Source organism: Archangium violaceum, from assembly GCF_016887565.1.
Classification (GTDB): domain Bacteria; phylum Myxococcota; class Myxococcia; order Myxococcales; family Myxococcaceae; genus Archangium; species Archangium violaceum_B.
Genome location: NZ_CP069396.1, coordinates 11714749 through 11739512, shown reverse-complemented (window position 1 = coordinate 11739512; position 24764 = coordinate 11714749). Strand labels below are relative to the sequence as shown.

Genomic DNA, 24764 nt, shown 5'->3' with positions numbered 1-24764 from the left:
CCCGAGCCTACCCGATGCCCGACGTCCGGCGCGTTCCACCGGGCTCGCTCTCGGAGAGCAGCTCACCGAGGAAGTCCACCTGGAGCCCTCCGTACTCCGAGCGTCCCAGCTCCAGGCGCCACCCGTGCAGCACCGTCACCTTCCAGGCGATGTTGAGCCCGAGGCCGTTGCCTCCAGGCCCTCGCGTGCGCGCGGCGTTGCCGCGGACGCGCCGCTCGACGATGCGCGACAGCTCGTTCTCGGGGATGCCGGGCCCGTCGTCGAGCACCCGCAGGCGGAACGTGTTCCCCGGCTGGTGCTCGAGCACGACGGCCACATGTCCTCCGCGCGCGTTGTAGCGCACGGCGTTGTAGATGACGTTGCTCACCGCCTGTTCGATGAGGATGTCGTCCCCGAGCACCCGCACCGGCGCCTCCGGGACGGCGTACTCGAGCGCCACGTCCTGCTGGCGTGCGATGGGGCGGTGGCGGCTCATGCACCGCTCCACCAGGGCGTTGAGGTCCACCGGGGCGCGCTGCACGGCCGGCTCGCCCGCCTCCAGCCGCGCCGCGGCGCCCAGGTTGTGGATGAGCGCCGCCATGTAATGGGCCTCCTGGCTGGCCGCCGCGACGACCGATGCCTCCACCGGCTCGCCCCGGGCGGCGCGCTGCTGCAACTCGGCCAGGTGCCCCTGGAGCACCGTCAGGGGGATCATCACGTCGTGCGTGGTGTTCTCCAGGAACGAGCGCAGCGTCTGCTCCCGCTGCTCCTTGAGGTCCATCTGCGCGCGCACCTCACGCCCCGCTTCGTCGAAGGCACGCGCCAGCTCGGTGACCTCATCGTTCCCCTGGAGGGTGATGGGCCCCTGGTACGCGCTGCTCACGGAGGTGCGCACCTCACGGGTGAGCTGGCGCAGGCGGCGCACCACGGGCCCCACCGTGAGCAGCACGCCCGCGAGGGCGATCAGCGAGGGGAACACCAGCATGTCGGGAGGAGGTGTCGGAGACCGCCGCCCTCGCGGGCCCGGTCCCCACTGCCGGACGAGCACGAAGGCACAGGGGCCGGAAGCCCAGGGCATCCGCACCACCAGCTCTCGCATGCCCCGGTCGTCGAGCCCCGGGGACCGGCCGGCCGCCTCCTGTCCCTTCCGCATGGCCGCCGCGAGCTTTTCGGGCAACGGAGGCGCGGCGGGGTTCCGGGCCACGAGCTCCGTGTCATAGGCGAACAGCGCCGTCCCTCCAGGGGGAGGAGGGCCTCCTGGCTCCTTCCTTCCAAACCAGTTCCGCGGAGGTGGCGGTGGAGGGCCCTCGCGCCCACCCGGTGGGGGACCGCGGGGTCCACCGGTCTGCTCGAGGCTCCAGGTCGCGGGGGAGGCCTCGCAGCGCTCACGCCCGCCCTGGAGCATCTGCGTGAGGGCGAACTCGGCGAGCAGCGACTCGCGCGCGCTCGTCTCGACGGTCCAGTGGATCCACGCCAGCCCCAGCGCGATGGCGAGCGCCACCCCCGCGGTCGTGAGTGCCAGCCGCATGCGCAGCTTCATGGACCCTCTCCGTCCCCGAGCCGGTAGCCGATGCCCCACACCGTCTCGATGTGCTTGCCGGGACCCAGCTTGCGGCGCAGCCGCGACACGTGCACGTCCAGCGTCCGCTCGGTGCCCTCGCGCTCGGGGTCCAACACGTTCTCCACCAACCACTGGCGAGTCACGGCGGCTCCCGGCCGGCGGGCGAGCGCGGCCAGCAGCTCGAACTCCACGCGCGTGAGCTCCACGGGCTTGCCCTGCACGCGCACCTCGTGGCTCTCGAGGTCCACGGACAGTCCCCCGAGCTCCACGGCGTTCTGCCGCTGCATCACGGGCCGGCGCAGCCGTGCGCGGATGCGCTCCACCAGCTCCTCGGGCCAGAAGGGCTTGGTCATGTAGTCGTCGGCCCCCAGCTTCAGCGCCCGCACCTTGTCCGCGGTGTCGTTGCGCGCGCTGAGGATGAGCACGGGCACGTCCGAGCCCTCGCGGAGCTGCCGGAGGATGTCCATGCCGTAGGTGCCGGGCAGCATCAGGTCCAGGATGACGAGCCGGTAGGTCGCCGCCTCGCCGGGTTGCAGGGGACGTCCCTCGGACCACCACGTGGCCTCGAAACCCGCCCGTCCCAGGAAGTCCGTGATTTGTGCTCCGAGCTGCTGGTCGTCCTCGATGAGCAGGATGCGCTCACCCATGGGGCTGTCCTCTCCAGGAACGGAGGCCACCACGTCCCCCGTGGCGCCGTCCCCTCATCTGCCTCCTACAGGAACTGTCGTAAGAATTTCTTAAGACGTGGCCCCACACGCGGAGAGCGGGAACACATGCGCCCGGCTCCCTGCCTCCTCCGCGAGGCGCAACCCCTCATCGCACGAGCGGTTTCCGAGCGAGCGGGCAACCAGCGGGAGGGGCTCCAAGATGTCACTCCGGGTGCGTCGGCTCTCCATCATGCACATCACCACGCGGTGTGTCAGGAGGTGTTTGGCGTGAGTGCAAGCACGAGACGCCGGGGAACGGGACGGTGGATGCCCGTGAAGGCGGGATTCCGCGGTCTCTTCATCATGAGCCTGGGATTGAGTCTGGGGGTGCTCTCGGGCTGCAAGCCGGGCGCGCCGGAGGCGTCCCAGCCACAGGCACAGGCGCCGGTGACGCTCGGGCCGGAGGACGTGGTGCGGGTGGAGTCGCGCGAGCTGCAGGAGGGGCCCGTCCTCTCCGGCACGCTCCAGGCCCGGCGCGCCGCCACCATGCGCTCCGAGGCCCAGGGCGCCGTGCTGGAGATGGCCGTCGAGCAGGGCCAGGAAGTGAAGAAGGGGCAGCTGCTCGCGCGCATCCAGGATCTCTCGCAGCAGGATCAGTTCCTCGCCGCGCGTACGGCGGTGCGGGTGGGGCATGACGCCCTGCGGGTGGCCCGCTCCGAGGAGGAGCGCAACCGCAAGCTGGTCGAGGCGGGCGTCATCACCCGGCGCGACTTCGAGCGAGCTCAGCTGGCGCGCGTGCAGGCCGAGTCGCAGCTCGCCGAGGCCAATGCCCGGCTGGCGCTCGCGCGGCAGCAGGTGGGCCGCACCCGCATCCTCGCCCCCTTCGATGGAATCGTGAGCGAGCGTCACGCCAGCGCGGGAGACGTCGTCCAGCCGGGCACGCAGCTCTACACCGTCATCGACCCCACCAGCATGCGGCTGGAGGCCTCGGTGCCGGCCGCGCAGCTCAGCACGCTGAAGACTGGCACCCGGGTGGACTTCACCGTCGGCGGCTATGGTGACCGCACCTTCGCGGGCCGCATCGAGCGCATCAACCCGGCGGTGGATCCAGCCACCGGCCAGGTGCGCCTCTACGTCACCCTGCCCAACACGGAGCAGGCGCTGCTCACCGGGCTCTTCGCCGAGGGGCGGGTGGCGTCGCTCCAGCGCGAGGTGCCCGCCGTGCCCATCTCCGTGGTGGACACGCGCGCCGAGCCGCCCACGGTGCTGCGCGTGAAGGATGGCCGGGTGGAGCGCGTGCCGGTGACGTTGGGCATGACGGACCAGATGGCGCGGCTGGTGGAGCTGCGCTCCGGTGTGGGGGCCGGAGACGTGTTGCTGCGCGGCTCGGCGCGGGACCTTGCCGAGGGCACGCTCGTGCAGGTGCGGCCGCCCAGGGAGAAGCCCCGGGAGCCCGAGCCGGGCGTGGGCGGTGGTGGGCCTCCCCCGGCCGAGCCCGTGTCCCCGCCTCGCTGAGCCTCGTGTCCACTCGCGCCTAGTCTCATTAGAGGGAGAGCCTTCGTGTTCATCTCCGACTTCGCCATCAAGAAGCCCATCGTCACCATCACCGCCATGCTGGCCCTGGTGGTGTTCGGTGTGGTCGCGCTCGTGGCGCTGCAGACGGACGAGTTCCCGGACGTCGATCAGCCCATCATCGGCGTCACCATCGTCTACCCAGGCGCCTCACCCGATGTGGTGGAGCGCGAGGTGGTGGAGCCCATCGAGGACGCCATCTTCAGCATCAGCGGGGTGGACGCGCGGCGCTCCACCTCCAGTGCCACGGATGGCCTCGGGCAGTTCACCATCTTCTTCGACTACGAAAAGGACATCCAACAGGCCTCGCAGGACATCCGGGACGCCATCTCGAGCAAGCGCGCGGACCTGCCGCTGGAGATGGAGGAGCCCATCCTCACGCGTTTCGATCCGGCGGACATGCCCATCGTCTCGCTGGCGCTCACCTCGGACACGGTGCCGGCCACGGCGCTCTCCCGGCTGGCGGACCCGGGCATCGTGGGCGAGCTGCGCGCCATCCCCGGCGTGGCGCAGGCCTCGGTGGTGGGTGGCATCGAGCGGGAGATGACGGTGTTCGTCCGCCCGCAGGCGCTGCAGGCCGCGGGGCTGAGCATCGGGCAGGTGGTGCAGGCGCTGCAGGAGCAGAACCTCGCCGCGCCGGTGGGGCGGTTGGATGCGAAGCTGGATGAGACGACCATCCGCCTCAAGGGCCGGCTGGAGACGCCCGAGGACTTCGCGCGCGTCGTCATCGCCGAGCGCAACGGTCAGCCCATCCGGCTCGGCCAGGTGGCCCAGGTGGTGGACGGCACCGAGGATCCGCGCACGCTGGCCCTCTACGATAGCCGCGAGGCGGTGGGCATCGAGATCCTCAAGGCCCAGGGCTACAGCACCACGCAGGTGGCCGACGCCATCCGCGAGCGCATCGCCGCCATCCAGCCCAAGCTGCCCCAGGGCGTGAAGCTGGAGATCGTCCGTGACGCGGGCGTCCGGGTGGACGAGGCGGTGTTCAACGTGCAGTCCGCCCTCGTGGAGGGCGCGCTGCTCACCGTGCTGGTGGTGTTCCTCTTCCTCAACTCGTGGCGCTCGACGGTGATTACCGGCCTGGCGCTGCCGGTGAGCGTGCTGGCCTCCTTCATCAGCGTGTGGGCGTTCGGCTTCACGCTCAACACCATGTCGCTGCTGGGCCTCACGCTGGCCATCGGTATCCTCATCGACGACGCCATCGTGGTGCGCGAGAACATCGTGCGCCACATCGAGATGGGGAAGGACCACTACACGGCCTCGCGCGACGGCACGAGCGAGATCGGCCTCGCGGTGGCGGCGACGACGTTCTCCATCGTGGCGGTGTTCGTCCCGGTGGCCTTCATGTACGGGGTGGCCGGGCAGTGGTTCAAGCCGTTCGCCCTCACCATCGCCTGCTCGGTGCTGGTGTCCCTGTTCGTGAGCTTCTCGTTGGACCCGATGCTGTCGGCGTACTGGCCGGACCCCGCGGTGGAGAAGGGGGCGCGCAGGGGTCCCATCTCGCGGGTGCTGGCGCGCTTCAACAACTGGTTCGACCGGCAGGCGGACCGGTACAAGGGCGTCATCGCCTGGGCGCTGGACCACCGGCTGGCCATGGTGCTGGTGGCGGTGGGCTCGCTGGTGGGCGCGCTGGTGTTGCAGGGCACCGTGGGCGGAGCGGGCTTCGTCCCGGTGAGCGACCGCTCCGAGGTGGAGATGCTGGTGGAGACGCCCGCGGGCTCCAGCCTGGAGTACACGCGGCGCAAGGTGGACGAGGTGTCCCGCATCGCGCGCAACCACCCGGAGGTGGCGTACACCTTCACCACCATCGGCACGGCGCTGCCGCTGCGCTCGCCGGGCGTGGACCAGGCGCTGGTGTACGTGCGCCTCGTGCCCAAGCACGAGCGAAAGGTGAGCCAGGAGGGGCTGGGCGCCACCCTTCGCCAGGAGCTGTCGCGCGTGGCCGGGGCGCGGGTGTCCGTCTTCACCAGCGGCTTCGGCGGAGCCTTCAAGCAGATTCAATTGGAGCTGCGCGGGCCGGACGCGCGGGAGCTGACGCGGCTGGCCGAGGCGGTGCGTCTCGAGGTGGAGAAGGTGCCGGGCGCGGTGGACGTGGGCCTGTCCACGCGCGGCGAGAAGCCCGAGGTGGAGGTGGAGGTGGACCGCGGCGTGGCGGGCCGGCTGAACGTGACGGTGGCCCAGGTGGCGCAGTCGCTGCGCGCGGCCTTCGCGGGCGTGGACTCGGGTGACTGGGTGGACCCCTCGGGCGAGACGCGGGACGTGATGGTGCGGCTCGTCCCCGAGTCCCGGACGCGCCCGAGCGACCTGGAGCAGCTCCCACTGGTGGCGGGCGTGACGCCGGGCGGTACTCCGGCGCTGGTGCCCCTGGGCCAGGTGGCTCGCATCCGCGAGACGGTGGGTCCCGCGCAGATCAACCACCTCAACCGCGAGAAGGTCATCAACATCCAGGCCAACGTGCAGGGGCGCTCGCTGTCGGAGGTGATGACGGACATCCAGGCGCGGGTGGCGCAGGTGCGGCTGCCGCCGGGCTACGAGCTGGGCGTGGGCGGCGAGGCGGCGGACCAGGCGGAGGTGTTCGGCCGCGTCTTCCTCGCGCTCGCGGTGGCGGTGCTGCTGATGTACCTCATCCTGGTCATCCAGTTCGGCTCGTTCCTGGACCCGCTGGCCATCCTCCTGTCGCTGCCGCTGTCCCTCATCGGCGTGGTGCTGGCGCTGCTGGTGTCCGGGGACACGCTCAACATCATGAGCCTCATCGGCGTCATCCTGCTGATGGGCATCGTGGCCAAGAACGCCATCCTGCTCATCGACTTCGCCAAGTGGGCGCACCTGCGGGGCAAGCCCATGCGGGAGGCGCTCATCGAGGCGGGGCGCATCCGCCTGCGGCCCATCATGATGACGACCCTGGCCCTCATCGCCGGCATGGTGCCGGTGGCGCTGGGGCATGGCGAGGGCGGTGACTTCCGGGCGCCCCTGGGCCGTGCCGTCATCGGGGGTGTCATCACTTCCACATTGCTGACACTGCTTGTGATTCCTACTGTGTATGAGATCCTCCATGACTGGAGGACGTGGGCGATGGGCAAGCTGCGGCGCAAGACGGGCCACCGCGAGCGCGAGCCGCTTCACGGGCCCCCTCAGGCGCGTCCGGGCGCTTGAGCGGGCACGCGCCCCGAGGGAGGGCGAGCAATGGAGGTGACGGCCCACGAGCGTCTGTGTCGGAACCTCCAGCGGACCGCGCGACTCCAGGGCGGCATCGTCCTGCTCGTGGGACTGGTGGTGTTCGCCGCGTGGTTGTTCGACATCTCCTCGCTCAAGGGGCTGCGGCCGGGCCTGCCGACGATGAAGGCCAACACGGCCCTGTGCTTCATGCTCTCCGGAAGCACGCTGGTGTTGTTGAGCTTCTCCCGCCCCAGCGTCTTCAGACAGTGGGCGGTGCGGGTCGGCGCGGGGCTCCTCATCCTCATCTCGGGCCCGACACTCGCCCAGTACATCTTCGGGGTGGACCTCGGCATCGACCAGCTTCTCGTGAGGGACCCCGTCCTCGGCGTGGAGCTCGGCCATCCGGGGCGCATGGCTCCCAACACCGCCATCTGCTTCCTCCTGCTCGGGGTGTCGCTCCTCAGCATCGAGCTGAAGACGCGGGTGGTCGGGTGGCCCGCGCAGTACCTCGCCGCGCTCGCGGGAGTCATCTCGCTGGTGGGCTTCTTGGGCTACCTCTACGGGCTGCGGGAGTTCACCGGCATCAGCCGCTACGCGCAGATGGCGGTGCACACCACGGTGTGCTTCCTGCTGTTGTCCGTGGGCGTCTTCAGTGCCCGTCCGGACCGCGGCTTCATGAAGGTCGTCACCCACTCGGGCCTGGGCGGGGTGCTCTCCCGCTGGTTGCTGCCGCCCGCGTTCATCCTCCCCATCCTCCAGGCCGGGCTGGTGCTCGCGGGCTACCAGGCGGAGGCCTACTCGCTGCCATTCGCCGTGGCGCTCATCGCCACCGTGAACGTCCTCACCTTCGCCGGGCTGGTGTGGGGGGCCGCGTTCGCGCTGGACCGGGAGGAGGCCCGGCGCCTGCGGGGCGAGGAGGAGCGGATCCGTCTGGTGGAACGGGAGCAGGCCGCGCGTGCCGAGGCCGAGGCCCAGCAACGCGAGCGTGCCCGGGCCGAGGCCGCCGAGCGGGAAGCGCGCAACGCGGTCCGCACCCGCGAGGAGGTGCTGGCCGTGGTGAGCCACGACCTGAAGAACCCGCTGGGCAGCATCTCGTTGACCGTCCAGCTCCTGCGCCGGCTCATCCCCGAGGGCGAGGTGGGTGAGCGGATGCGCAACCACACGGGCACCATCGAGCGCTCGGTGCAGCGGATGGACCGGCTCATCCGGGACCTGCTGGACATGGCCAGCCTCCAGGCGGGCCGGTTGAAGCTGGACCTCGGGCAGTACGGGGTGGACGACCTGGTGCGCGAGGGTCTGGCGCTGCTCGAGCCCCTGGCCATCCAGAAGCGGATTGAATTGCGGACGCGGCTGCCCCGGGAGCGCTGCCGGGTGAGCTGCGACCGGGACCGCGTCTTCCAGGTGCTGTCCAACCTGGTGGGCAATGCCCTCAAGTTCACCCCCGAGGGTGGGAGCGTGACGGTGGTGGTGGAGTGCGGGGAGGAGTTCGTGCGCTTCCGCGTGCACGACACCGGCCCGGGCATCTCCGCCGAAGCGCTGCCCCACCTCTTCCAGCCCTTCTGGCAGGCGGAGGGGACGGGGAAGAAGGGCACGGGGCTCGGCCTCTTCATCAGCTGGGGGCTGGTGCAGGCCCATGGTGGCTCGGTGGAGGTGGAGAGCGAGGAGGGGCAGGGGAGCACGTTCTCCTTCACGCTGCCCCGGGCCTCGCGCCCGGCCGAGCGGGAGCGGCCCCCCGAGCCGCCGGTGCACTGAGCGGGCGGGCAGGCATCCACTCTCGAACAGTCCGGGCGCGTGTGCCACACTGGCGCCCCGTCCTCCGGGGGGAATGGAGGGCGGAGCCATTTCGGGGGTACTTCCCATGACGGACGAGCGCTGGACGAACGAGTTCCTGGATGCCATGCGCGAGCAGTGTGATCCGCCGGCCGACGAGGCGGTGCGGAGCCTCTTCGCGCAGGGGATGGTGGGCTCGGCCAACGGGCTGATGAAGCAGCTGGTGGCCCACGAGTCGGTGACGGCGGAGCAGCTGCCGGTGCCGCTGCGCGGCTACTTCGAGCAGAGCGCGAAGCTGCCCTCGTGGGCGGACAAGGAGCTCATCCGCGAGGGGCAGGCGGTGTTCAGCCGGTGTGGCCCGCTGTCGGTGGTGGCGCTGGTGTGCGCGAGTCTGCCCATCTGTTACGCGGGCGCCGAGGGCGTGCAGGTGCTGCACATGACGGCGCGCCTGCAGACGGACACCCAGCGGCGCATCGTGGAGACGGCGCAGATGGTGGTGGACGTGATGAGCCCCGGGGGGCTCGAGCACGACGGGTGGGGAATCCGGGACGCGCAGAAGGTGCGGCTGATGCACGCCGCCGTGCGCCACCTCATCCGTCAGAGCGGCCGGTGGAATCCCGAGTGGGGCCAGCCCATCAACCAGGAGGACATGGCGGGCACGCTGGTGACGTTCTCGGTGGTGACGATCCGCGCGCTGGTGAAGCTGGGCTACACGCTCTCGGCGCGCGAGGCGCAGGCCTACTATCACGCGTGGCGGGTGGTGGGTTACGTGATGGGCGTGGACGAGCGCCTGCTGCCGGAGTCGTTCGAGGACGGCGAGGTCCTCACGGACGTCATCCTGGGGCGCGTGTTGCACGCATGCCCCGAGGGCCAGGCGATGACGAAGGCCCTCATCGATCTGCTGGAGCACATCATCCCCGGCAACCTCTTCGATGGGTTGAGCAGCACGCTCATCCGCTACCTGGTGGGGGAGAAGACAGCGGAGCTGATCGCCGTGCCGCCGTCGGACTGGACGCGAGCGCTGGTGAAGCCGCTGAAGCTGCTGGGGTGGGTGATGGACGAGAGCGACGAGCAGAACATCGTGGCGGAGAAGCTCAGCGAGCTGTTCGGGCGCAAGCTGCTGGAGGGCATCGTCTGGGTGGGACGAGGGGGAGAGCGTCCGCCGTTCCGAATCCCCGACTCCCTGCGAGAGACGTGGAACGTGCGCAGCCGGGAGCAGCAGCTCTAATTGGGTTGCGCATGCTCCCTCTCCCCCTGGGAGAGGGCGGGGGGTGAGGGTCGTCGCCCTGGTTGACCACGGTGCTGAGGAAAGACCCTCACCCTATCCCTCTCCCAGGGGGAGAGGGGACATCCACGGGCATCAGGACCAGGCACACGGACGTCGAGGACGCTTCCTCAGGGCTCGGCCCACTGCCTGAGCAGGTTGTGGTAGACGCCCGTGAGCATGACGAGGGAGGGGCTCTTGGGCACCTCCTGGTTGAGCTGCATGATGGCCGTGTCGAGGTCGAACAGCAGCGCGCGCTGGCTCGCCTCGCGCACCATGCTCTGCACCCAGAAGAACGAGGCGAGCCGGACACCACGGGTCACTGGCGTGACATGGTGCAGGCTCGTCGAGGGATAGACGATGAGGTCGCCCGCGGGCAGCTTCACCGCGTGGCTGCCATAGGTGTCCTCCACGACGAGCTCTCCGCCGTCATAGCTCTCGAGGTCGGACAGGAAGAGCGTGGCGGAGACGTCGGTGCGGATGCGCAGCGGGGTGCCGGGGATGGGGCGGATGGCGTTGTCGACGTGCGAGCCGAAGGACATGCTCGCGTCGTAGCGGTTGAAGAGCGGAGGAAACACCCGCTGAGGCAGCACGGCCGAGATGAACAGGGGACTGCGCTCGAGGCCCGCGAGCACGAGGTCTCCGAGCTCCCGGGCCTGCGGGCTGTTCTCCGGAAGCTGCAGGTTCTTCTTCACCTGCGCGGACTGGTAGCCCGCGGTGACGCGGCCGTCTTCCCAGGAGGCCTGGTCGAAGATCGCGCGGCAGCGGGCCACCTGCTCGGCGGTGAGGACGTTGGGGATGTGGAGCATCATGGAAACGTCCTCACCGCATGGAGCTAGAAGCGGACCCTACCGGTCAGGCTGGCCGAGCGCGTCTCGGCGGGAACGGCCTGCCCACTGTAGTACTGGCCGTAGTACAGCTCATTGGTGAGGTTGTTCACGTTGAGCTGGAGCTGGACGGGGCCCACCGCGTAGCTGGCGAAGGCATCGAAGCGCCAGAAGTTGGGCACCTTGTTGAGCACCTGCGCCGTGGAGGTCGGGTTGTTGACGACCGTCACGTCCTGGTAGACGGCGCCGCCACCGAGCGTGAGGTTGTCGATGACCTCCACGGTCGTCCACAGCGAGATGCTGTGCTTGGGCGTGTTCGGCAGCCGCTGGCCCACGAGGTACTCGTTGGTGTGCTCGCGGATCTCCGACTCCATGAAGGTGTAGTTGGCGATCAACCGCCAGCGCTCGAGGATGAGGCCGCCCGCGCCGAAGTTGAAGCCCTGCACGCGCTGCGCGCCCGCGAGGATCTGCGGGGGCCCGTTGGGGTCGGTGTTCGGCACGCGCGCGTTCGTCTTGTCCAGGCGGAAGACGGCCGCGCTCAAGCCCAGCCGCTCGTCGAGCAGGTCCGCCTTGGCGCCCACCTCGTAGATGTTGTTCCGCTCCGGCTCGAGGCTCTCCGTGCCGGTGGGCAGCGTGCCGGCTTCCGCCGAGGGATTGGCGGAGGTGCCGTACATGGCGTAGAGGCTCGTCTTCTCCAGGGGGTGGAAGACGAGGCCGGCGCGCCAGTTGAAGAACGTGTCGGTGTTCTCCAGCCGGGTGACGACGTTCGTGCTGCTCACCGAGGAGTACTTCGTCTTGAAGGAGTCGAAGCGGACGGAGCCGAGCACCTCGAGGAAGCGGGTGATCTGGATCTGATCCGACGCGTAGACGCCCACCGTGCGCTGATCGGTGTCGTTGGAGGTGGAGAAGACCTTGTTGACGGGGGAGAGGTCGGGCGAGGGAGCCGGGTCGAACAGGTCGGCGGGGAGGTTGGTCCCGGTGGACAGATTCACCGCGGGCAGGTTGAAGCGGAGCTGGTCGCGCGTCTCCCAGGCCAGCTCGAGCCCGGCGTTCGCGGTGTGCTTCAGGATGCCGGTCTGGAACTCTCCGCGCACATCCGTCTGGTTGATGAGGTTGGTGTTGTCCGTGTCGGTCTGGTAGCGCTCCCGGCCGATCGTCGTCGGGGCGTCGGTGGGGGAGAGTCCGCGCGGCGACGTGGGCCGGGAGAACCGGTCCACTCCGCCGTAGCGCAGCGTGTCCGTCAGCGTCAGACCATTCCCGAACCGGTGCTGGAAGCGCGCGGTCCCGATGTGGGCATTCACCCGCTCGGTGTCCGAGCCCTCCACACCATAGATGGCGTTGCGCGGAACGCCGAGGGTGACCGAGACCGGGTAGCCATTGAAATAGGGATGGCCGTAGTCCGGGAAGCTGTCTTCCCGCTGGTAGAGGTAGTCGACGTCGATCGACGTGTTCTTGCCCAGCTCGAAGCGGATGGAGGGGGCGAAGCCGGCGCGGTTCTGCTCGGCCAGATCACGCCCCGCCACCTGGGAGAGCTGCCCCGCGGCGTTGACGCGCACCTGGATGCTATCGGTGATGACCTGGTTGACGTCCACCTCCACGCGGCCCCAGGGCGCGGTGCCGCCGGTCAGGCTCAGCTCCTGGAAGGAGCGCTTGACCGGCTTCTTCGTGGCCAGATTGACGGCGCCGCCCGTCGAGCCACGCCCGAAGAGGACGGAGGAGGGCCCGAAGAAGACCTCGACCCCACCGATGTTGAAGGTGTCGCGCGTGTACCAGCCCAGGTCGCGCACGCCGTCACGGCTCACGTCCGTCTGCGCCGAGAAGCCGCGGAGGATGAAGTTGTCGCCCTGGCGGCCGCCCTCGGCCGCGCTGATCGTGATGCCGGAGACATTGCGCAGGGCATCGCGCACCGTCGTCGCGTTCTGCTCCTCGATGAGCTGCTCGGGCACCACCGTCACCGTCTGCGGCGTGTCCACCAGCGGCCTGGGCAGCCGCGTGAGGCTGCTCTCCTGGGGGTTGTAGCTCTCCGACTCCGACTCGCCCACCACCTGGACCGTCGGCAGCACGTAGTGGTCCTCGGCCGGCTTCTGGGGCTCCGTCCCCGTCGTCTCCTGGGCGACCGCGCCGCTGGCGGCCAGTGCCGATGCAAGGCCGACCGCGGCCTGACTCCAGGGTCGCAGCGCGCCGCGCACGCCTCCTGGATGGCCCTTGATCGAGCGGATGCCTGCCTTGCCATGCTTGGGGGATGTCATTGCGTGCTGTCTCCGTCGGTCCACGCTGGAGAGGACCGGCTCGCGCGATCACGCGCGGACCCGGCGACCGCTTCTCGCGGCCGGCTCGGATTTCATTCTGAATGTGATTCTCATATTCAGATTCCCTGGGAAGAGCAAGTATGTTGTTCTGCTGGACGCCCCAGGGCCCGCTCCCTCCCCTGGGTTGACGCGCCTGCTCATGTTGCGATACGCCAAAGGACGAAAATGAGAACGATTCTCAATTTCAGCCCTACGGTACGAGGAGATGTCATGGCGTTGGCGGGAGCGGTCGAGCCCTCCGAGGTCGGATCATCCGGGCTCGCGCCGTCCCAGGTGGAGCCCGCCCCGGGGTTGTTCCTCATGGGCGAGGTCCGGGGAGAGGAGGCGTGGGGGCGGTGGGGCTGGGCGCTCGTGCTCACCGTGCTCGTGCATGCCGGGGCGGTCGCGTTCGTGGGGCTCTCGGCCCTGCGCGCTCCGGCCGGGGCGCCCGCGCGGCCAGAGGAGCCGGAGCTGGTGTTCCTCACTCCCGCGCCGCCTCGGGCCGCCGCGGGTTCGCATGCGGCGCGGACGGAGCGGGTTGCGCGTCAGGCTCGCGTGCCCGCCCCGCGTCCGGCTCTCGTGCCTCCCCAGCCCTCGCGTCTTCCCGAGGTGGCCCCCGCTCCCGTGGAGCCGGCGCCCGTGATCGAGGCGGCAGTGGAGGAGACCGAGGTTTCCCAGGAGGCCTCCCCCGAGGTGGGCCTCTCGGGTGTCGGGGGAGTGGTGGCGGGAATCGTGGGCGGTGCCCTCGACGGGGTGGAAGGCAGCGCGTTGGGCGCGACGGGAGGCACGGCTCTCGACGTGAAGCAGGTGTCACGTCGTCCGGAGGTGCTCGAGCAGGTGACTCCCCATTACCCCCGGCGGGCCCGCTCCGAGGGCATCGAGGGGGTGGTCCTGGTGCGGATCATCATCGGCACCGATGGGCGCGTCGAGACGGAGCACACGCGCGTCATCCGCTCCGTTCCCGAGCTCGACGCGGCGGCCATCTCCGCCGTCAACCGGTGGCGCTTCTCCCCGGCGCTCGGCCGCCAGGGCCGGCCGGTGCGTGTCGTCATCGACGTTCCTCTCCAGTTCTCCCTGAAGTGAAGGCCCGCTGCGCTCCATGAGTCGAACCTTCCGCAACATCCTCTTCTGGATGCACCTCGTATCGGGTGTCATCGCTGGCGTCGTGATCGCGATCATGTCCTTCACGGGAGCGGCGATCGCCTTCAAGCCGCAGCTCCTCGCCTGGGCCGAGAGCGAGGTCCGGCGGGTGCAACCGCCCACGCCGGACGCGCCGCGCCTGCCGGTGGACGAGCTGGTGGCCCGGGTGCGCGCCGCCCGGCCGGAGGGGCAGCCCTCGGGGGTGACGGTGTATCCGGAGCCGGGCTCCACCGTGATGGTGAGCCTCGGACGCACGGGCGTGGCCTACGTGAATCCCTACACCGGGGAGGTGCTCGCGGCGGGAGACGGAGGCTGGCGCGGGTTCTTCCATGTGATGGAGGAGTGGCACCGGTGGCTCGGTGCCAAGGGGGACAACACCCCCGTGGGCAAGGCCATCACCGGGGCCTGCAACGCCGCCTTCCTCTTCCTCGGACTCTCGGGCCTCTATCTGTGGTGGCCCCGGAAGTGGACGTGGCGGACGGTCCGGCCCTCGCTCTGGTTCAGGCTCAACATCCGGGGCAAGGCGCGTGACTGGAACTGGCACAACGTGATCGGCTTCTGGTGCCTGCCCATCCTCGTCATCCTGACGGCCTCGGGCATGGTCATCTCCTACCGCTGGGCCTCGAATCTCATCTTCACGCTGGCGGGAGAGAAGCCTCCGGCCGCGCAGGGCCCGGCCGCTCCGCCATCGGTCACGGTGCCCGAGCCGCCCGCCGGCGCGAAGCCGCTCGGCCTCGATGCCCTGCTGGCCAGGGCCCAGCAGCAGGTGCCGGCCCATGAGAGCGTGACGCTGCGCCTCGGGGGTGGTGGCGGTGGTGGTCGGCCCCAGGGTCCTCAAGGGGCGCAGGGTCCCCAGGGCGCGCAAGGGCCTCGGGGAGAGCAGGGCGGTCAGCGGGGAGGCGGTGGCCCCGGTGGCAACGAAGCGCGCGCCAAGGGCCCGCAGCCGGTCAACTTCGCCATCCGCGAGCAGGGCGGCTGGCCGCTCTTCGCCTCGGCGCAGCTCGTGTTCGATCCCTTCACCGGCGAGGTGCTGCGCCGGGAGGGCTTCTCGGACTACACCCCGGGCCGCCAGATGCGCACGTGGATGCGCTTCCTGCACACCGGCGAGGCGCTCGGATGGGGCGGCCAGCTCGTCGCGGCCATCGCCTCGCTGGGCGGAGTGCTGCTCGTGTGGACGGGCTTCGCCCTGTCCTGGAGACGGTTCTTCCCGCGTCGCAAGCCCGCGGCTTCCTCCTCCGGAGCGGAGCCCTCCGCGGAGCCCTCGGGAGAGGCGGAAGGCGAAGCCGTCGGATAGCGGAGAGAGTGGACGCGGGGCCCGCGTGCGTGAGATTCCTCCGCGCGGCGCCCCCGTCATGAAATACGCCGTCACCCTCTGGTTCTGGCTCGTCTTCCTCGTCACCGCCCCGGTGCTCTTCACCCTGGGGCTGGTGCTGTTCCTGGTCGCCTACCCGTTGGACCCGGATCGGCGGTGGCTGCACGCGCTGATCTGCCGCTGGTGCTTCGGGCTGTGGCTGCACGTGTCGCCGGGTTGGCGCACGCGCGTGGAGGGCCGGGAGCTGTTGCCCGAGGGCCCGTGCGTGCTGGTGGCCAACCACCAGTCCATGGCGGACATCCTCGCGGCCATGGGCCTGTTCCACCCGTACAAGTTCGTGGCCAAGTCGTCCCTGTTCTCCATCCCCATCGTGGGGTGGATGATGAGCCTCCTGGGCTACGTGGCCGTCACGCGGGGCAAGACTTCCTCCATGGAGCAGATGATCGAGCCGTGCCGCCGCTGGCTGCGCCGGGGCATGCCGGTGCTCATCTTCCCCGAGGGTACCTACTCGCAGGGGGAGCTGCTGCGCTTCAAGCGCGGGGCCTTCCAGCTCGCGCTGGAGGAGCACGTGCCGGTGGTGCCGGTGCTCATCGAGGGCACTCCGGAGCTGGTGGATGGAGATGGCCCGTGGATGAGCCCGCGCGCCTCCATCCGCGTGCGGGTGTTGCCGCCGCTGCCGCCCGAGTCGTTCGTCCCGGACTCGGTGGAGCTCGCCGGCCGGGTGCGGGAGCTGTACGTGGAGGCGCTCACCGGGCGCGCTCCGGAGCGCGAGCTCAGGCCGACGGGGTAGGGGGCTGTGCCGCGGTGAGCGTGAAGCGGAACGTGCTGCCCTGGCCCGGGGTGGACTCCACCCAGATGCGTCCGCCGTGGCGCTCGACGATCTTCTTGCAGATGGACAGGCCGATGCCCGTGCCCGGGTACTCCTCCTTGCCATGCAGCCGCTGGAAGATGGCGAAGATGCGCTCGTAGTACTGGGGCTCGATGCCGATGCCGTTGTCCTCCACGGAGACGGTGACGGTGTCGTCCTGGCGCGTGGCGGACACGCGGATGCGCGGGGGCTTGTCTCCGCGGAACTTCAGCGCGTTGCCCACCAGGTTCTGCAGGAGCTGGGCGAGCTGGGTCTCGTCTCCCTTCACCCAGGGGAGCGGCTCCACCGTCAGCTCCGCGCCCGTCTCCTCCTGGGCGAGGCGCAGGTGGGACAGCGCGCGAGCGGCGCACTTCTCCAGGGACACGGGTTGAGGCTCCTTGCCCCGCGTGCCCACGCGCGAGTAGGCCAGCAGGTCGTTGATGAGCGCCTGCATGCGGTTGGCGCCGTCCACCGCGTAGTGGATGAACTCGTCCGCGTCGGCATCGAGCTTGCCCTTGTAGCGCCGTGACAGGAGTTGCACGTAGCTGGCCACCATGCGCAGGGGCTCCTGCAGGTCATGCGAGGCCACGTAGGCGAACTGTTCCAGGTCCGCGTTGGAGCGGGCCAGCTCCTGGGCGCGCAGGGCGAGCTCGTCCTGGGCCTTCTTCAGGTTCTCCAGCAGCTCGGCGGTGTGCTGGCGGGCGCGCTCGGCCTCTGCGCGCGCGGCCTGCTCGCGCACCAGCCGGCGCGCGTCCTCCTCCAGGGTGAGCCTCTCGGTGATGTCGGTGCACACGCCCGTCAGGCGCGCGGGGCGGCCCTGGTCGTCGAGGGTGAGGCGGCCATGGGCCTCCACCCAGCGCACCCGCCCATCCGGGAGGATGATGCGGTACTGCACGTGGTGCTCCGGTTCCTGCCGGGCCACCACCCGCTGGATGCTGGTGAGCACACGCTCCCGGTCCTCGGGGTGCATGTCGAGCTGGTAGGCCTCGAAGGTGCCGTCGAAGCTGCCCTCGGGGATGCCGTGGATGCGCTCCAGCTCGGGTGCCCAGGTCACGCGTCCGGCCTGGATGTCCCACTCCCAGGCACCCATGCGTCCGGCCTCGAGCGCCACCTCGTGGCGGGCCTGGGCGCGCTTCGCCTCGGCGTAGAGGCGGGCGTTGTCCACGGCGAGCGCGGCGCGGCGGGCCAGCTCCTCCACCAGCTGCAGCTCATCGGTCTCCAGGCGGCGCGCCGACTCCGCGGTGGCCACCGAGAGCGTGCCCAGCGTCCGGCCCCGGGCATTGAGGGGCACGATGATGAGGGAGCGCAGGCCCAGCTCGCGGATCAGGCGCAGGTGCTCCGTGTCCTTCGCCGACGCCACCATCATGTCATCGGTGATGTCGGGCGCATGCGCGGAGAGGCCCGTGCGCAGCACGTAGGCGGTACCACCGTGGGCATGGGGGTCCGAGGGGTAGAGCTCGCGCATCCTGCGGACCAGCTCCACCTTGGCGGGATCCGAGTGGATGGCCGCCACCTGCCGGGAAGGGGAGGAGCCTTCCACGAGCTCCACGGCGCACCAGTCCGCCAGACGTGGCACCAGGAGACGCGCGGTGGCGATCAGCGTGCTGTCCAGGTCGAGCGAGGCGGTGAGCAACTCCCCCGTCTCGGCCAGGAGGCTCAGCCGCTCCTGGGTCCGCATCACCTCGGTGACGTCGCGAAAGACGTTGACGGCGTACACCACCTGGCCCCGCGAGTCGCGCACGGGGGCCGAGGAGACGCGGCTCCATCGCTCCTGGCCCGTGCGTTTGTCGCGGAAGCGCAGAACGCGCTCGGAGACGCTCTGGCCCGCGAGCACCTGCCGGCCGGGCAGTGCCTCGTGGCTCAGCGGATTGCCCGAGGCGTCGAGCAGCTCATGGCGCCCGAACACCGAGGCACCGCCCAGGTGCAGCGCCTCCTGCTCGGAGGTGGCGCCGAGGAGGCGCACCGCGGCGGGGTTGACGAAGCACAGGGAGAGGTCGGGCGCCTGGACGGTGACGCCATCGTTCACCTGCGCGAAGAGCGCGTCCACCAGCGGGCGGGCGCGCTCGAAGAGCAGGGCCAGCATCTCCGCCGACAGTCCCTCGCCGGGCGGAGCCAGCGGAAGGGCGGAGAGCAGGGGAGGGGGGGCCAGCGTGCTCATCAGGAACTCCAGGTCGAAGAAGACTGTCTCCCGTAGGGCCTCCACCCTTCCAACGGGAAGTGGGAAACGTCCATCCACCCTGCCCGCCAGTGTTCACTGGTGGGAGCCGGGGACACGTGGAGGGGAACACCCGAGGGGAGGGGGATGGATGCCCGGGGAGCGACGGGGCTCGGGCCGTCAGGGGAGCGGCCAGGGAGGCTTCTAGGAGCGACCCCGAAGCCGTGCCATCGTGCGTGGCACCATGCGTCTTCTCCTCGGGGTTCTCGTCCTGTTGACGTCGCTCTCCGTCCGGGCCCAGCCGGAGCTGCCACTGCCCGGCTCCATCAAGGAACGGGTGATGGTGGTCTGGGGCGGGGGCCGCACGCGCGAGGAGGCGGAGTCCTTCGTGCAGTCCTACCAGGAGCGCTCGGTGGACTGGGCGCGCGTGGTGGAGGCGGGGCCCGGCTATCCGCGCATCGTCGATGGCACGGACCTGCCCGGGCTGCGGCCCGGTTACTTCTTCGTGGTCCTGGGCGTGTGCGAGGCGCAGGAGGGCGAGGCGGTGGCGAAGGTGTTCAAGGCGCTGGAGCCGCGCTCATATTCGCGCCGGGTGTTGTGGGAGGAGCGGGATGCGCTGGCGTGTCCGTCGCTGTTGCCGGGCTGGTCCTTCGGGAAGAGCACGCAGATGCGGGTGACGGGGGGAACCCTGATGGCGACCACCTTCCAGTACGAGGGGGAGGAGGGGCCGCGCGCGCAGCGCAGCTGGCTGATGATCCTCGCGCTGCTGAAGAAGGATGACGTCGAGTCCAGCGTCATCGAGCCGCCGGAGGACGAGGTGCAGTCGGAGGTGAAGGGCCTGCGGTTGGGGCGGGGCGAGGTGGTGCTGGAAGAGGTGCTGACACACCCGACGTGCGACACGCAGCCGCGCGCGGAGGTGTACTCGCGCACCTGGCATTTCTCGGTGCAGAGGGGCGCGGTGGTGACGAAGCAGGTGAAGAAGCTGCTGCGGAAGACGGACTGTGCGGCGGGCGAGGGCGGAGCCGCCGCGGAGAATGGCTGAGGCCCCGCCGCCCGGCTCCGTGCTTGGTCTCCAATCTGTCAGTGCCTGCCCGGGAAACGGCCAGCCGTGATCGGGAAGGGGTTCACGGCCCGGCCGCTATCTCCTAGGGTGGGCTCCTCTCCTGCGAGTCGTCTCCATGCCCCGCGGAACCCTGCCCGAAGATTACCGGCGTCACGTGACGGCGGCCCTGGCCGCGCTGAACGTGCGCAATCTGGTGTTGAGCATCCACGATCCAAGCTTCCCGAGCACTCCGGGCGAGGATCTCGGCCGAGGCTCGCCGTACTCGGAAGGGGGCCTGCGCTTCCTCGAGTTCACGCGGGAGCTGGGCTTCAACGGCATCCAGCTCGGTCCGCAGGGGCAGACGTCGGAGGACAACCCCTCGCCGTATGACGGGACGCTCTTCTCGCGCAACGTGCTGAACGTGGCGCTCGCGTCCCTCACGCACGAGGAGTCCTGGGGCGGTCTGCTGCGGCCCGAGCGCGTGCAGGCCCTCGTCGCGGCCCGGCCCGGGAGTGAGCCGAGGGTGAAGCACCGCTACGCCTTCCGCGCCCAGAACGAGGCGCTGGACGAGGCGTGGGAGGCCTTCCGGCACAAGCGGGCCCAAGCCGCGCCCGGCAGTGCGATCTCCTGGCTCGCCGAGCACTTCGACACCTTTCGGCGCGAGCACCACGGGTGGCTGGAGCGGGACGCGCTCTACGACGCGCTCTGCACGGAGCACGGGCGCCCCTACTGGAAGGAGTGGTCGAGCGAGTGGGACCGGCGCCTGTGGAGCCCGCGCCCTGGCGAGGAGGCGGCGTTCACCACGCGCCGGCAGGTGCTGCTGGCGAAGTACGCCGGGCAGGTGGAGGCCTATGCGTTCCGGCAGTTCCTCGTGCACTCGCAGCACGCGGCGCTGCGGGAGCGGACGGCGGCGTGGGGCCTGAAGCTGTTTGGAGACCTGCAGATTGGCTTCTCGCCTCGGGATGCCTGGGCGTACCAGGGGCTCTTCGTGGGCTCGTATCTGATGGGAGCACCACCGAGCCGCACCAACCCCGAGGGCCAGCCGTGGAACTACCCGGTGCTGGATCCGGAGCAGTACCATGCGCCGCGCGGGGCGGCGGGCCCGGTGCTGCATTTCATGGGCTCGCGGGTGAACAAGATGCTGTCCGAGTACGACGGGCTGCGCATCGATCACCCGCACGGGCTGGTGTGCCCGTGGGTGTACCGGTCCGGAGAGCTGAACGCGCTGCAAGCGGTGCAGAACGGGGCGAGGCTCTTCGCGTCGCCGGACCTGCCGGACCACCCGCAGCTGGCGCGCTGGGCCATCGTGCCGCCGGAGCAACTGGACCGCTCGGTGCCGCGCTACGCGGATGGTTGGGTGCGCGAGCTGAACCCCATGCAGGTACGCCGCTACAGCGCGCTCTTCGACGCCATCATCGCGGCGGCGCGAGCCCATGGGCGGCAGGTGTCGGACCTGCTGTGCGAGGTGTTGAGCACCATGCCCCATCCGCTGCGGCGGGTGATGGAGCAGTACGGGCTGGGGCGCTTCCGGGTGACGCAGAAGGCGGACCTGACGAATCCGAAGGACGTGTACCGGAGCGAGAACGCGGTGCCCCAGGATTGGATCATGGTGGGCAACCACGACACGAAGCCCATCTGGGCGCTGGCGGACCGGTGGAGGCAGGCGGGCGAGGCGCGTGCGCAGGCGGAGTACCTGGCGTGGAGGCTCCACCCGGAGGAGGAGGGGCGCGAGGACTTCGCGCGGCGGCTGGTGGAGGAGCCGGGGATGCTGGTGCAGGCGAAGTTCGCGGACCTCTTCGCCAGCCGGGCGGAGAACGTGATGGTGTTCTTCCCGGACCTGCTGGGGATGAAGGAGACGTACAACGCGCCCGGCACGGTGAGCGAGGAGAACTGGAGCCTCCGCGTGCCCAACGACTACCGGAGCGGGTACGCGGAGAAGCTCGAGCGGGACGAGGCGTTGAATCTGCCGAAGGCGCTGGCCCTGGCGCTGCGCGCGGGCGGCGAGGAGGCCCGGGCGCGGCACCGGGGGCTCATCGCCGCCCTGGAGCGGCTGGCGGCGGAGCTGCAGCTCGGCTGATGCGCGCGCTCAGTGCTGCACGTCCACCACGAGGCGCGTGGGCCCGTGCAGCTCCATCACCCGGTACTTGTTGGGGTGCTGCACGCCGAGCACCCAGGTGACCTCGCCCTCGAAGTCGCACGTCTGCTCCAGCTCGGCGAGGACGGGCAGGGCGGGCTTGCGCTCACGCTCGGTGACCGTGGCCTTGCCGTCCGCGTGAGCCTGGGCCGGCTGGATGCGCACCTGCAGCCAGCCCTGGCCGGCCAGTTCGGTGGGGTCTCCGGAGCCGCACTTGATGACGGGCTTGTCGACGTACTCGACGTGGTAGCCGGGCACCTGGTCGCCGTCGAACTGGAACACGACGCGATCGAAGCCCTCGTTGCGGGCCGCGCGTACCTCGCGCAGCGTCACGGGTGCCTGGCCGGAGCGCTTGATGTCCATGCGGCTCGCGGTCCACTCGCGGCCCTTCGGATCCTCGGCCTGGCCGGCCTGCGAGCCCGAGGGCGTGGGGGCGGGTGCGGCACCGGCATCCTCGGGGGCTCCCGCACCGGCATTGGCGGGCTGACCGGCGGGAGCGGCGGGCTCCGGGGGCGGGGGCGTATTCTCCGGGGCCTTCGTCCCAGACGGGGTGGGCTCGGCGGGGGAAGTGGGCTCGGGCCGGGCGGCGGCCGGCTCCTCCTTCTTGCAGCCCGCCGTCGCGAGGCAGGCCGCGAGCCCCAGTACCGGCATCCAGCGTCCAAACACCTTCATCGTCGTCCTCCTGGCGGCCCGCGGGGTCGGGGCCGGATCGGGGCCCCATGTGGCACGAGCGGCGCCCGAGTGCCAGTGCGATCGCCTCCCGGAGGAGGGAGCGGAGCCGGGACGGTCTCGGCTCCGCCGGTGGGGGGGTCAGTCGTCCTGCCGGAGCGGCACGAACTGACCGCGGATCTCCCCGCCCTGGTTGGTGGCCGTGTGGACGTTCACGTAGTAGAGCCCGTTCTTGAAGTCTTCCTGCTCATCACCGCTGAGCTCCTGGGTACCGGTGAAGGTGCCGTTACGCTGGTCGGTGCTGGTGATGGTGAGAGGGAAGACGACGGGACCGGCGGTACCCGCGGCCCCCTTGTGAACGTGGGCCGAGCTGCCGGACACCACGTGCAGGTCGCTCCCCAACCCGTTGAAGCTGCCGGTGATGGTGAGCGTGTCGCCATCGAGCATGGCGGTGGCCGTGCCGGTGGCGTTGGTCGTCACCGGGCTGGGCGCCTCGTTGGCACCCGTGAGCTGGGTGGTTGCCACGTACTTGTCACTTCCGCAGCCGGCGAGCGCCAGCAGCCCCGCCCCCACCAACGTCAGCACCGCCCAACGGTTCGTGTTTCGCGTGTGCATCGGGTTCTCCTGTCTGTCCACCAGGGCCCTGCGTGCCCGGAATGGGCCGGGAGCCCCGGTGGCGCTCTTCGTGTGTAGAGGACTTCCGCGCCTGCATCGATTGGAGGTGGAAGGAATTGCCCGGTAGCGGGCAGTCAGGCGTCCGCGAACCGGGCATGCAGGGGTATGTGGAAAATCCCACGGACCGCTTGTGACGCACTTCGCGGCGTATATGGTTCGCCTGGACTCTTCATCCCCCAGGAGTGACCCCCCATGGCTCTTGATCTCACCTCCCTGCTTGGCCCTGCTCGACGGGACGACACCGTTGGCACGATGGTGCGTGGCCTCGTCGGCAGCGAAATCCTCCGCATCGCCGGAGAGATTCGCGAGCTGGTGGCCCAGGGCAAACAGGTGTGCAACCTCACCGTGGGAGACTTCAGCCCCAAGGAGTTCCCCATCCCCGCGGCGCTGGGGGAGGGCATCGCCGCGGCCTTGAAGGCGGGCGAGACGAACTACCCGCCCTCGGATGGTGTGTTGACGCTCCGGCAGGCGGTGCTGCGCTTCTACGAGCGCACGCTGGGCCTGAAGTATCCGATGGAGAGCGTGCTCATCGCCGCGGGCGCCCGGCCGGTCATCTACGGCGTCTTCCGGGCGGTGATGGATCCGGGCGACACGGTCGTCTACCCGGTGCCCTCGTGGAACAACAACCACTACGCGCACATGGTGGGGGCGAAGCACGTGACGGTGGTGACGGACCCCGCCCACGGTTTCATGCCCACGGCGGAGCAACTTGCGCCGCACCTGCCCGAGGCGCGACTGCTATGCCTTTGCAGCCCGCTCAACCCCACGGGGACGATGATCTCCCCCGAGGCGCTGAAGGACATCGGCCAGCGGGTGGTGGAGGAGAACCGCAAGCGCGAGGCGCAGGGGCGCAAGCCGCTCATCGTGATGTACGACCAGATCTACTGGACGCTCTCGTTCGGCCAGACGAAGCACGTGACGCCGCTGGAGCTGGTGCCGGAGCTGGCGCCGTACACGGTGTTCGTGGATGGAATCTCGAAGGCGTTCGCGGCCACGGGCGTGCGAGTGGGCTGGTCGTTGGGGCCGCCGTCGATCATCTCGAGGATGAAGGACGTGCTGGGGCACGTGGGGGCGTGGGCGCCGAAGGCCGAGCAGGTGGCGGTGGCGCGCTTCCTGGATGACGTGCCGGCCACGACGAGCTACCTGGAGGGGATGCGGAAGCGGGTGGACGAGCGGCTGGTGGCGCTGCACCAGGGCTTCGCGGCGATGCGGGAGGCGGGGTTGCCGGTGCGGTCCATCGCGCCGCAGGGGGCCATCTACCTGTCGGCGCAGTTCGATCTGATCGGCAAGGCGGGGCTGAAGACGAACGAGGAGATCCGCAAGTTGTTGCTCGACAAGGCGGGCTTCGCGCTGGTGCCGTTCCAGGCGTTCGGTCTGAAGGATGACACGGGCTGGTTCCGTCTGTCGGTGGGAGCGGTGTCGATGGAGGAGATCAAGGCGGCGCTGCCGAGGGTCGAGGCGGTCCTTCGTCAGGTGATGGGCAAGTAGACCCACCCCCTCCCTCTCCCCCTCCCTCTCCCTCTGGGAGAGGGTCGGGGTGAGGGGATGGGGTTCCAACCCCGTACCCGCGGGCCGGGAGCGCTTCACGAGAAGTCAGGGAGCGCCCCAAATCCGTCCCCCTGACTGGAGTGTCCCATCAGCGTTGGGAATAGTGCGGGTGTGTCGGGGTTGGTGGCGGCACGCTCGGAGGGGAGCCAACCCCGGTCCGAGAGCACACGGGGATGGC

The 24764-nt window shown here is 70.1% G+C and carries 17 protein-coding genes; 10 read left to right on the top strand and 7 right to left on the bottom strand.

All coding sequences use genetic code 11. The features are described 5' to 3' along the window. Window positions 1-7: 7 nt before the first annotated feature. Both JRI60_RS46750 and JRI60_RS46745 read right to left on the bottom strand, forming a co-directional pair. On the bottom strand, window positions 8-1519 hold the full coding sequence (locus JRI60_RS46750) for a sensor histidine kinase (protein WP_204222564.1): 1512 nt from the start codon (window positions 1517-1519) through the stop codon (window positions 8-10). After that, the gene (locus JRI60_RS46745; protein WP_204222563.1) at window positions 1516-2187 is read right to left on the bottom strand and encodes a response regulator transcription factor; all 672 of its coding nucleotides are present in this window, start codon (window positions 2185-2187) and stop codon (window positions 1516-1518) included. The genes JRI60_RS46750 and JRI60_RS46745 overlap by 4 nt, the downstream gene beginning before the upstream one ends. Window positions 2188-2475: 288 nt before the next feature. Between JRI60_RS46745 and JRI60_RS46740 the strand changes: the two genes are divergently transcribed. From JRI60_RS46740 to JRI60_RS46725, 4 genes are all read left to right on the top strand, one after another. Further along, a complete protein-coding gene (locus tag JRI60_RS46740) occupies window positions 2476-3702 on the top strand; it encodes an efflux RND transporter periplasmic adaptor subunit (protein ID WP_239470130.1) in 1227 nt (408 codons plus the stop codon). A gap of 45 nt (window positions 3703-3747) precedes the next feature. After that, complete coding sequence (locus tag JRI60_RS46735; protein WP_204222562.1) at window positions 3748-6912, top strand: efflux RND transporter permease subunit; 3165 nt, start codon at window positions 3748-3750, stop codon at window positions 6910-6912. A gap of 30 nt (window positions 6913-6942) precedes the next feature. After that, window positions 6943-8667: a sensor histidine kinase gene (locus JRI60_RS46730; protein ID WP_204222561.1), complete on the top strand. Its 1725-nt coding sequence runs from the start codon at window positions 6943-6945 to the stop codon at window positions 8665-8667. Window positions 8668-8773: 106 nt separating this feature from the next. Then, a complete protein-coding gene (locus JRI60_RS46725) occupies window positions 8774-9913 on the top strand; it encodes an oxygenase MpaB family protein (protein ID WP_204222560.1) in 1140 nt (379 codons plus the stop codon). A 167-nt stretch (window positions 9914-10080) separates the two neighbouring features. On the opposite strand, the gene JRI60_RS46720 is transcribed toward JRI60_RS46725, so the two are convergent. Both JRI60_RS46720 and JRI60_RS46715 read right to left on the bottom strand, forming a co-directional pair. After that, window positions 10081-10761, bottom strand: coding sequence for a Fe2+-dependent dioxygenase (locus JRI60_RS46720; protein ID WP_204222559.1), 681 nt, complete (start codon window positions 10759-10761; stop codon window positions 10081-10083). Between the two features lie 23 nt (window positions 10762-10784). Next, on the bottom strand, window positions 10785-13025 hold the full coding sequence (locus JRI60_RS46715; RefSeq protein WP_204222558.1) for a TonB-dependent receptor: 2241 nt from the start codon (window positions 13023-13025) through the stop codon (window positions 10785-10787). A gap of 270 nt (window positions 13026-13295) precedes the next feature. Here JRI60_RS46715 and JRI60_RS46710 point away from each other — a divergent pair, with 270 nt between their 5' ends. Genes JRI60_RS46710 through JRI60_RS46700 form a run of 3 tightly spaced genes read left to right on the top strand, consistent with a single transcriptional unit; the run spans window position 13296 to window position 16306 of the window. Then, window positions 13296-14147: an energy transducer TonB gene (locus JRI60_RS46710; protein ID WP_239470129.1), complete on the top strand. Its 852-nt coding sequence runs from the start codon at window positions 13296-13298 to the stop codon at window positions 14145-14147. Between the two features lie 16 nt (window positions 14148-14163). Next, window positions 14164-15498 carry a PepSY-associated TM helix domain-containing protein gene (locus tag JRI60_RS46705; RefSeq protein WP_204222557.1) on the top strand — a complete coding sequence of 445 codons (1335 nt, stop codon included), beginning with the start codon at window positions 14164-14166 and terminating at the stop codon, window positions 15496-15498. 58 nt (window positions 15499-15556) lie between these two features. Continuing rightward, window positions 15557-16306, top strand: coding sequence for a lysophospholipid acyltransferase family protein (locus JRI60_RS46700; RefSeq protein WP_204222556.1), 750 nt, complete (start codon window positions 15557-15559; stop codon window positions 16304-16306). On the opposite strand, the gene JRI60_RS46695 is transcribed toward JRI60_RS46700, so the two are convergent. Next, complete coding sequence (locus JRI60_RS46695; protein WP_204222555.1) at window positions 16290-18521, bottom strand: ATP-binding protein; 2232 nt, start codon at window positions 18519-18521, stop codon at window positions 16290-16292. The genes JRI60_RS46700 and JRI60_RS46695 overlap by 17 nt on opposite strands. A 241-nt stretch (window positions 18522-18762) precedes the next feature. On the opposite strand from JRI60_RS46695, the gene JRI60_RS46690 reads away from it, so the two are divergent. Both JRI60_RS46690 and JRI60_RS46685 read left to right on the top strand, forming a co-directional pair. Next, window positions 18763-19560, top strand: a complete 798-nt coding sequence (locus tag JRI60_RS46690; protein ID WP_204222554.1) for a hypothetical protein — start codon at window positions 18763-18765, stop codon at window positions 19558-19560. A gap of 136 nt (window positions 19561-19696) precedes the next feature. After that, window positions 19697-21637, top strand: a complete 1941-nt coding sequence (locus tag JRI60_RS46685; RefSeq protein WP_204222553.1) for a 4-alpha-glucanotransferase — start codon at window positions 19697-19699, stop codon at window positions 21635-21637. Window positions 21638-21646: 9 nt separating this feature from the next. Here the strand turns inward: JRI60_RS46685 and JRI60_RS46680 are convergent, their stop codons facing one another. After that, a complete protein-coding gene (locus tag JRI60_RS46680) occupies window positions 21647-22366 on the bottom strand; it encodes an AMIN-like domain-containing (lipo)protein (protein ID WP_204222552.1) in 720 nt (239 codons plus the stop codon). Between the two features lie 138 nt (window positions 22367-22504). Next, entirely contained in the window at window positions 22505-22978 is a 474-nt protein-coding gene (locus JRI60_RS46675) for a CHRD domain-containing protein (protein WP_204222551.1), read from the bottom strand. A gap of 252 nt (window positions 22979-23230) precedes the next feature. Here JRI60_RS46675 and JRI60_RS46670 point away from each other — a divergent pair, with 252 nt between their 5' ends. Further along, on the top strand, window positions 23231-24526 hold the full coding sequence (locus tag JRI60_RS46670; protein WP_204222550.1) for a pyridoxal phosphate-dependent aminotransferase: 1296 nt from the start codon (window positions 23231-23233) through the stop codon (window positions 24524-24526). The last annotated feature ends 238 nt before the right edge of the window (window positions 24527-24764 follow it).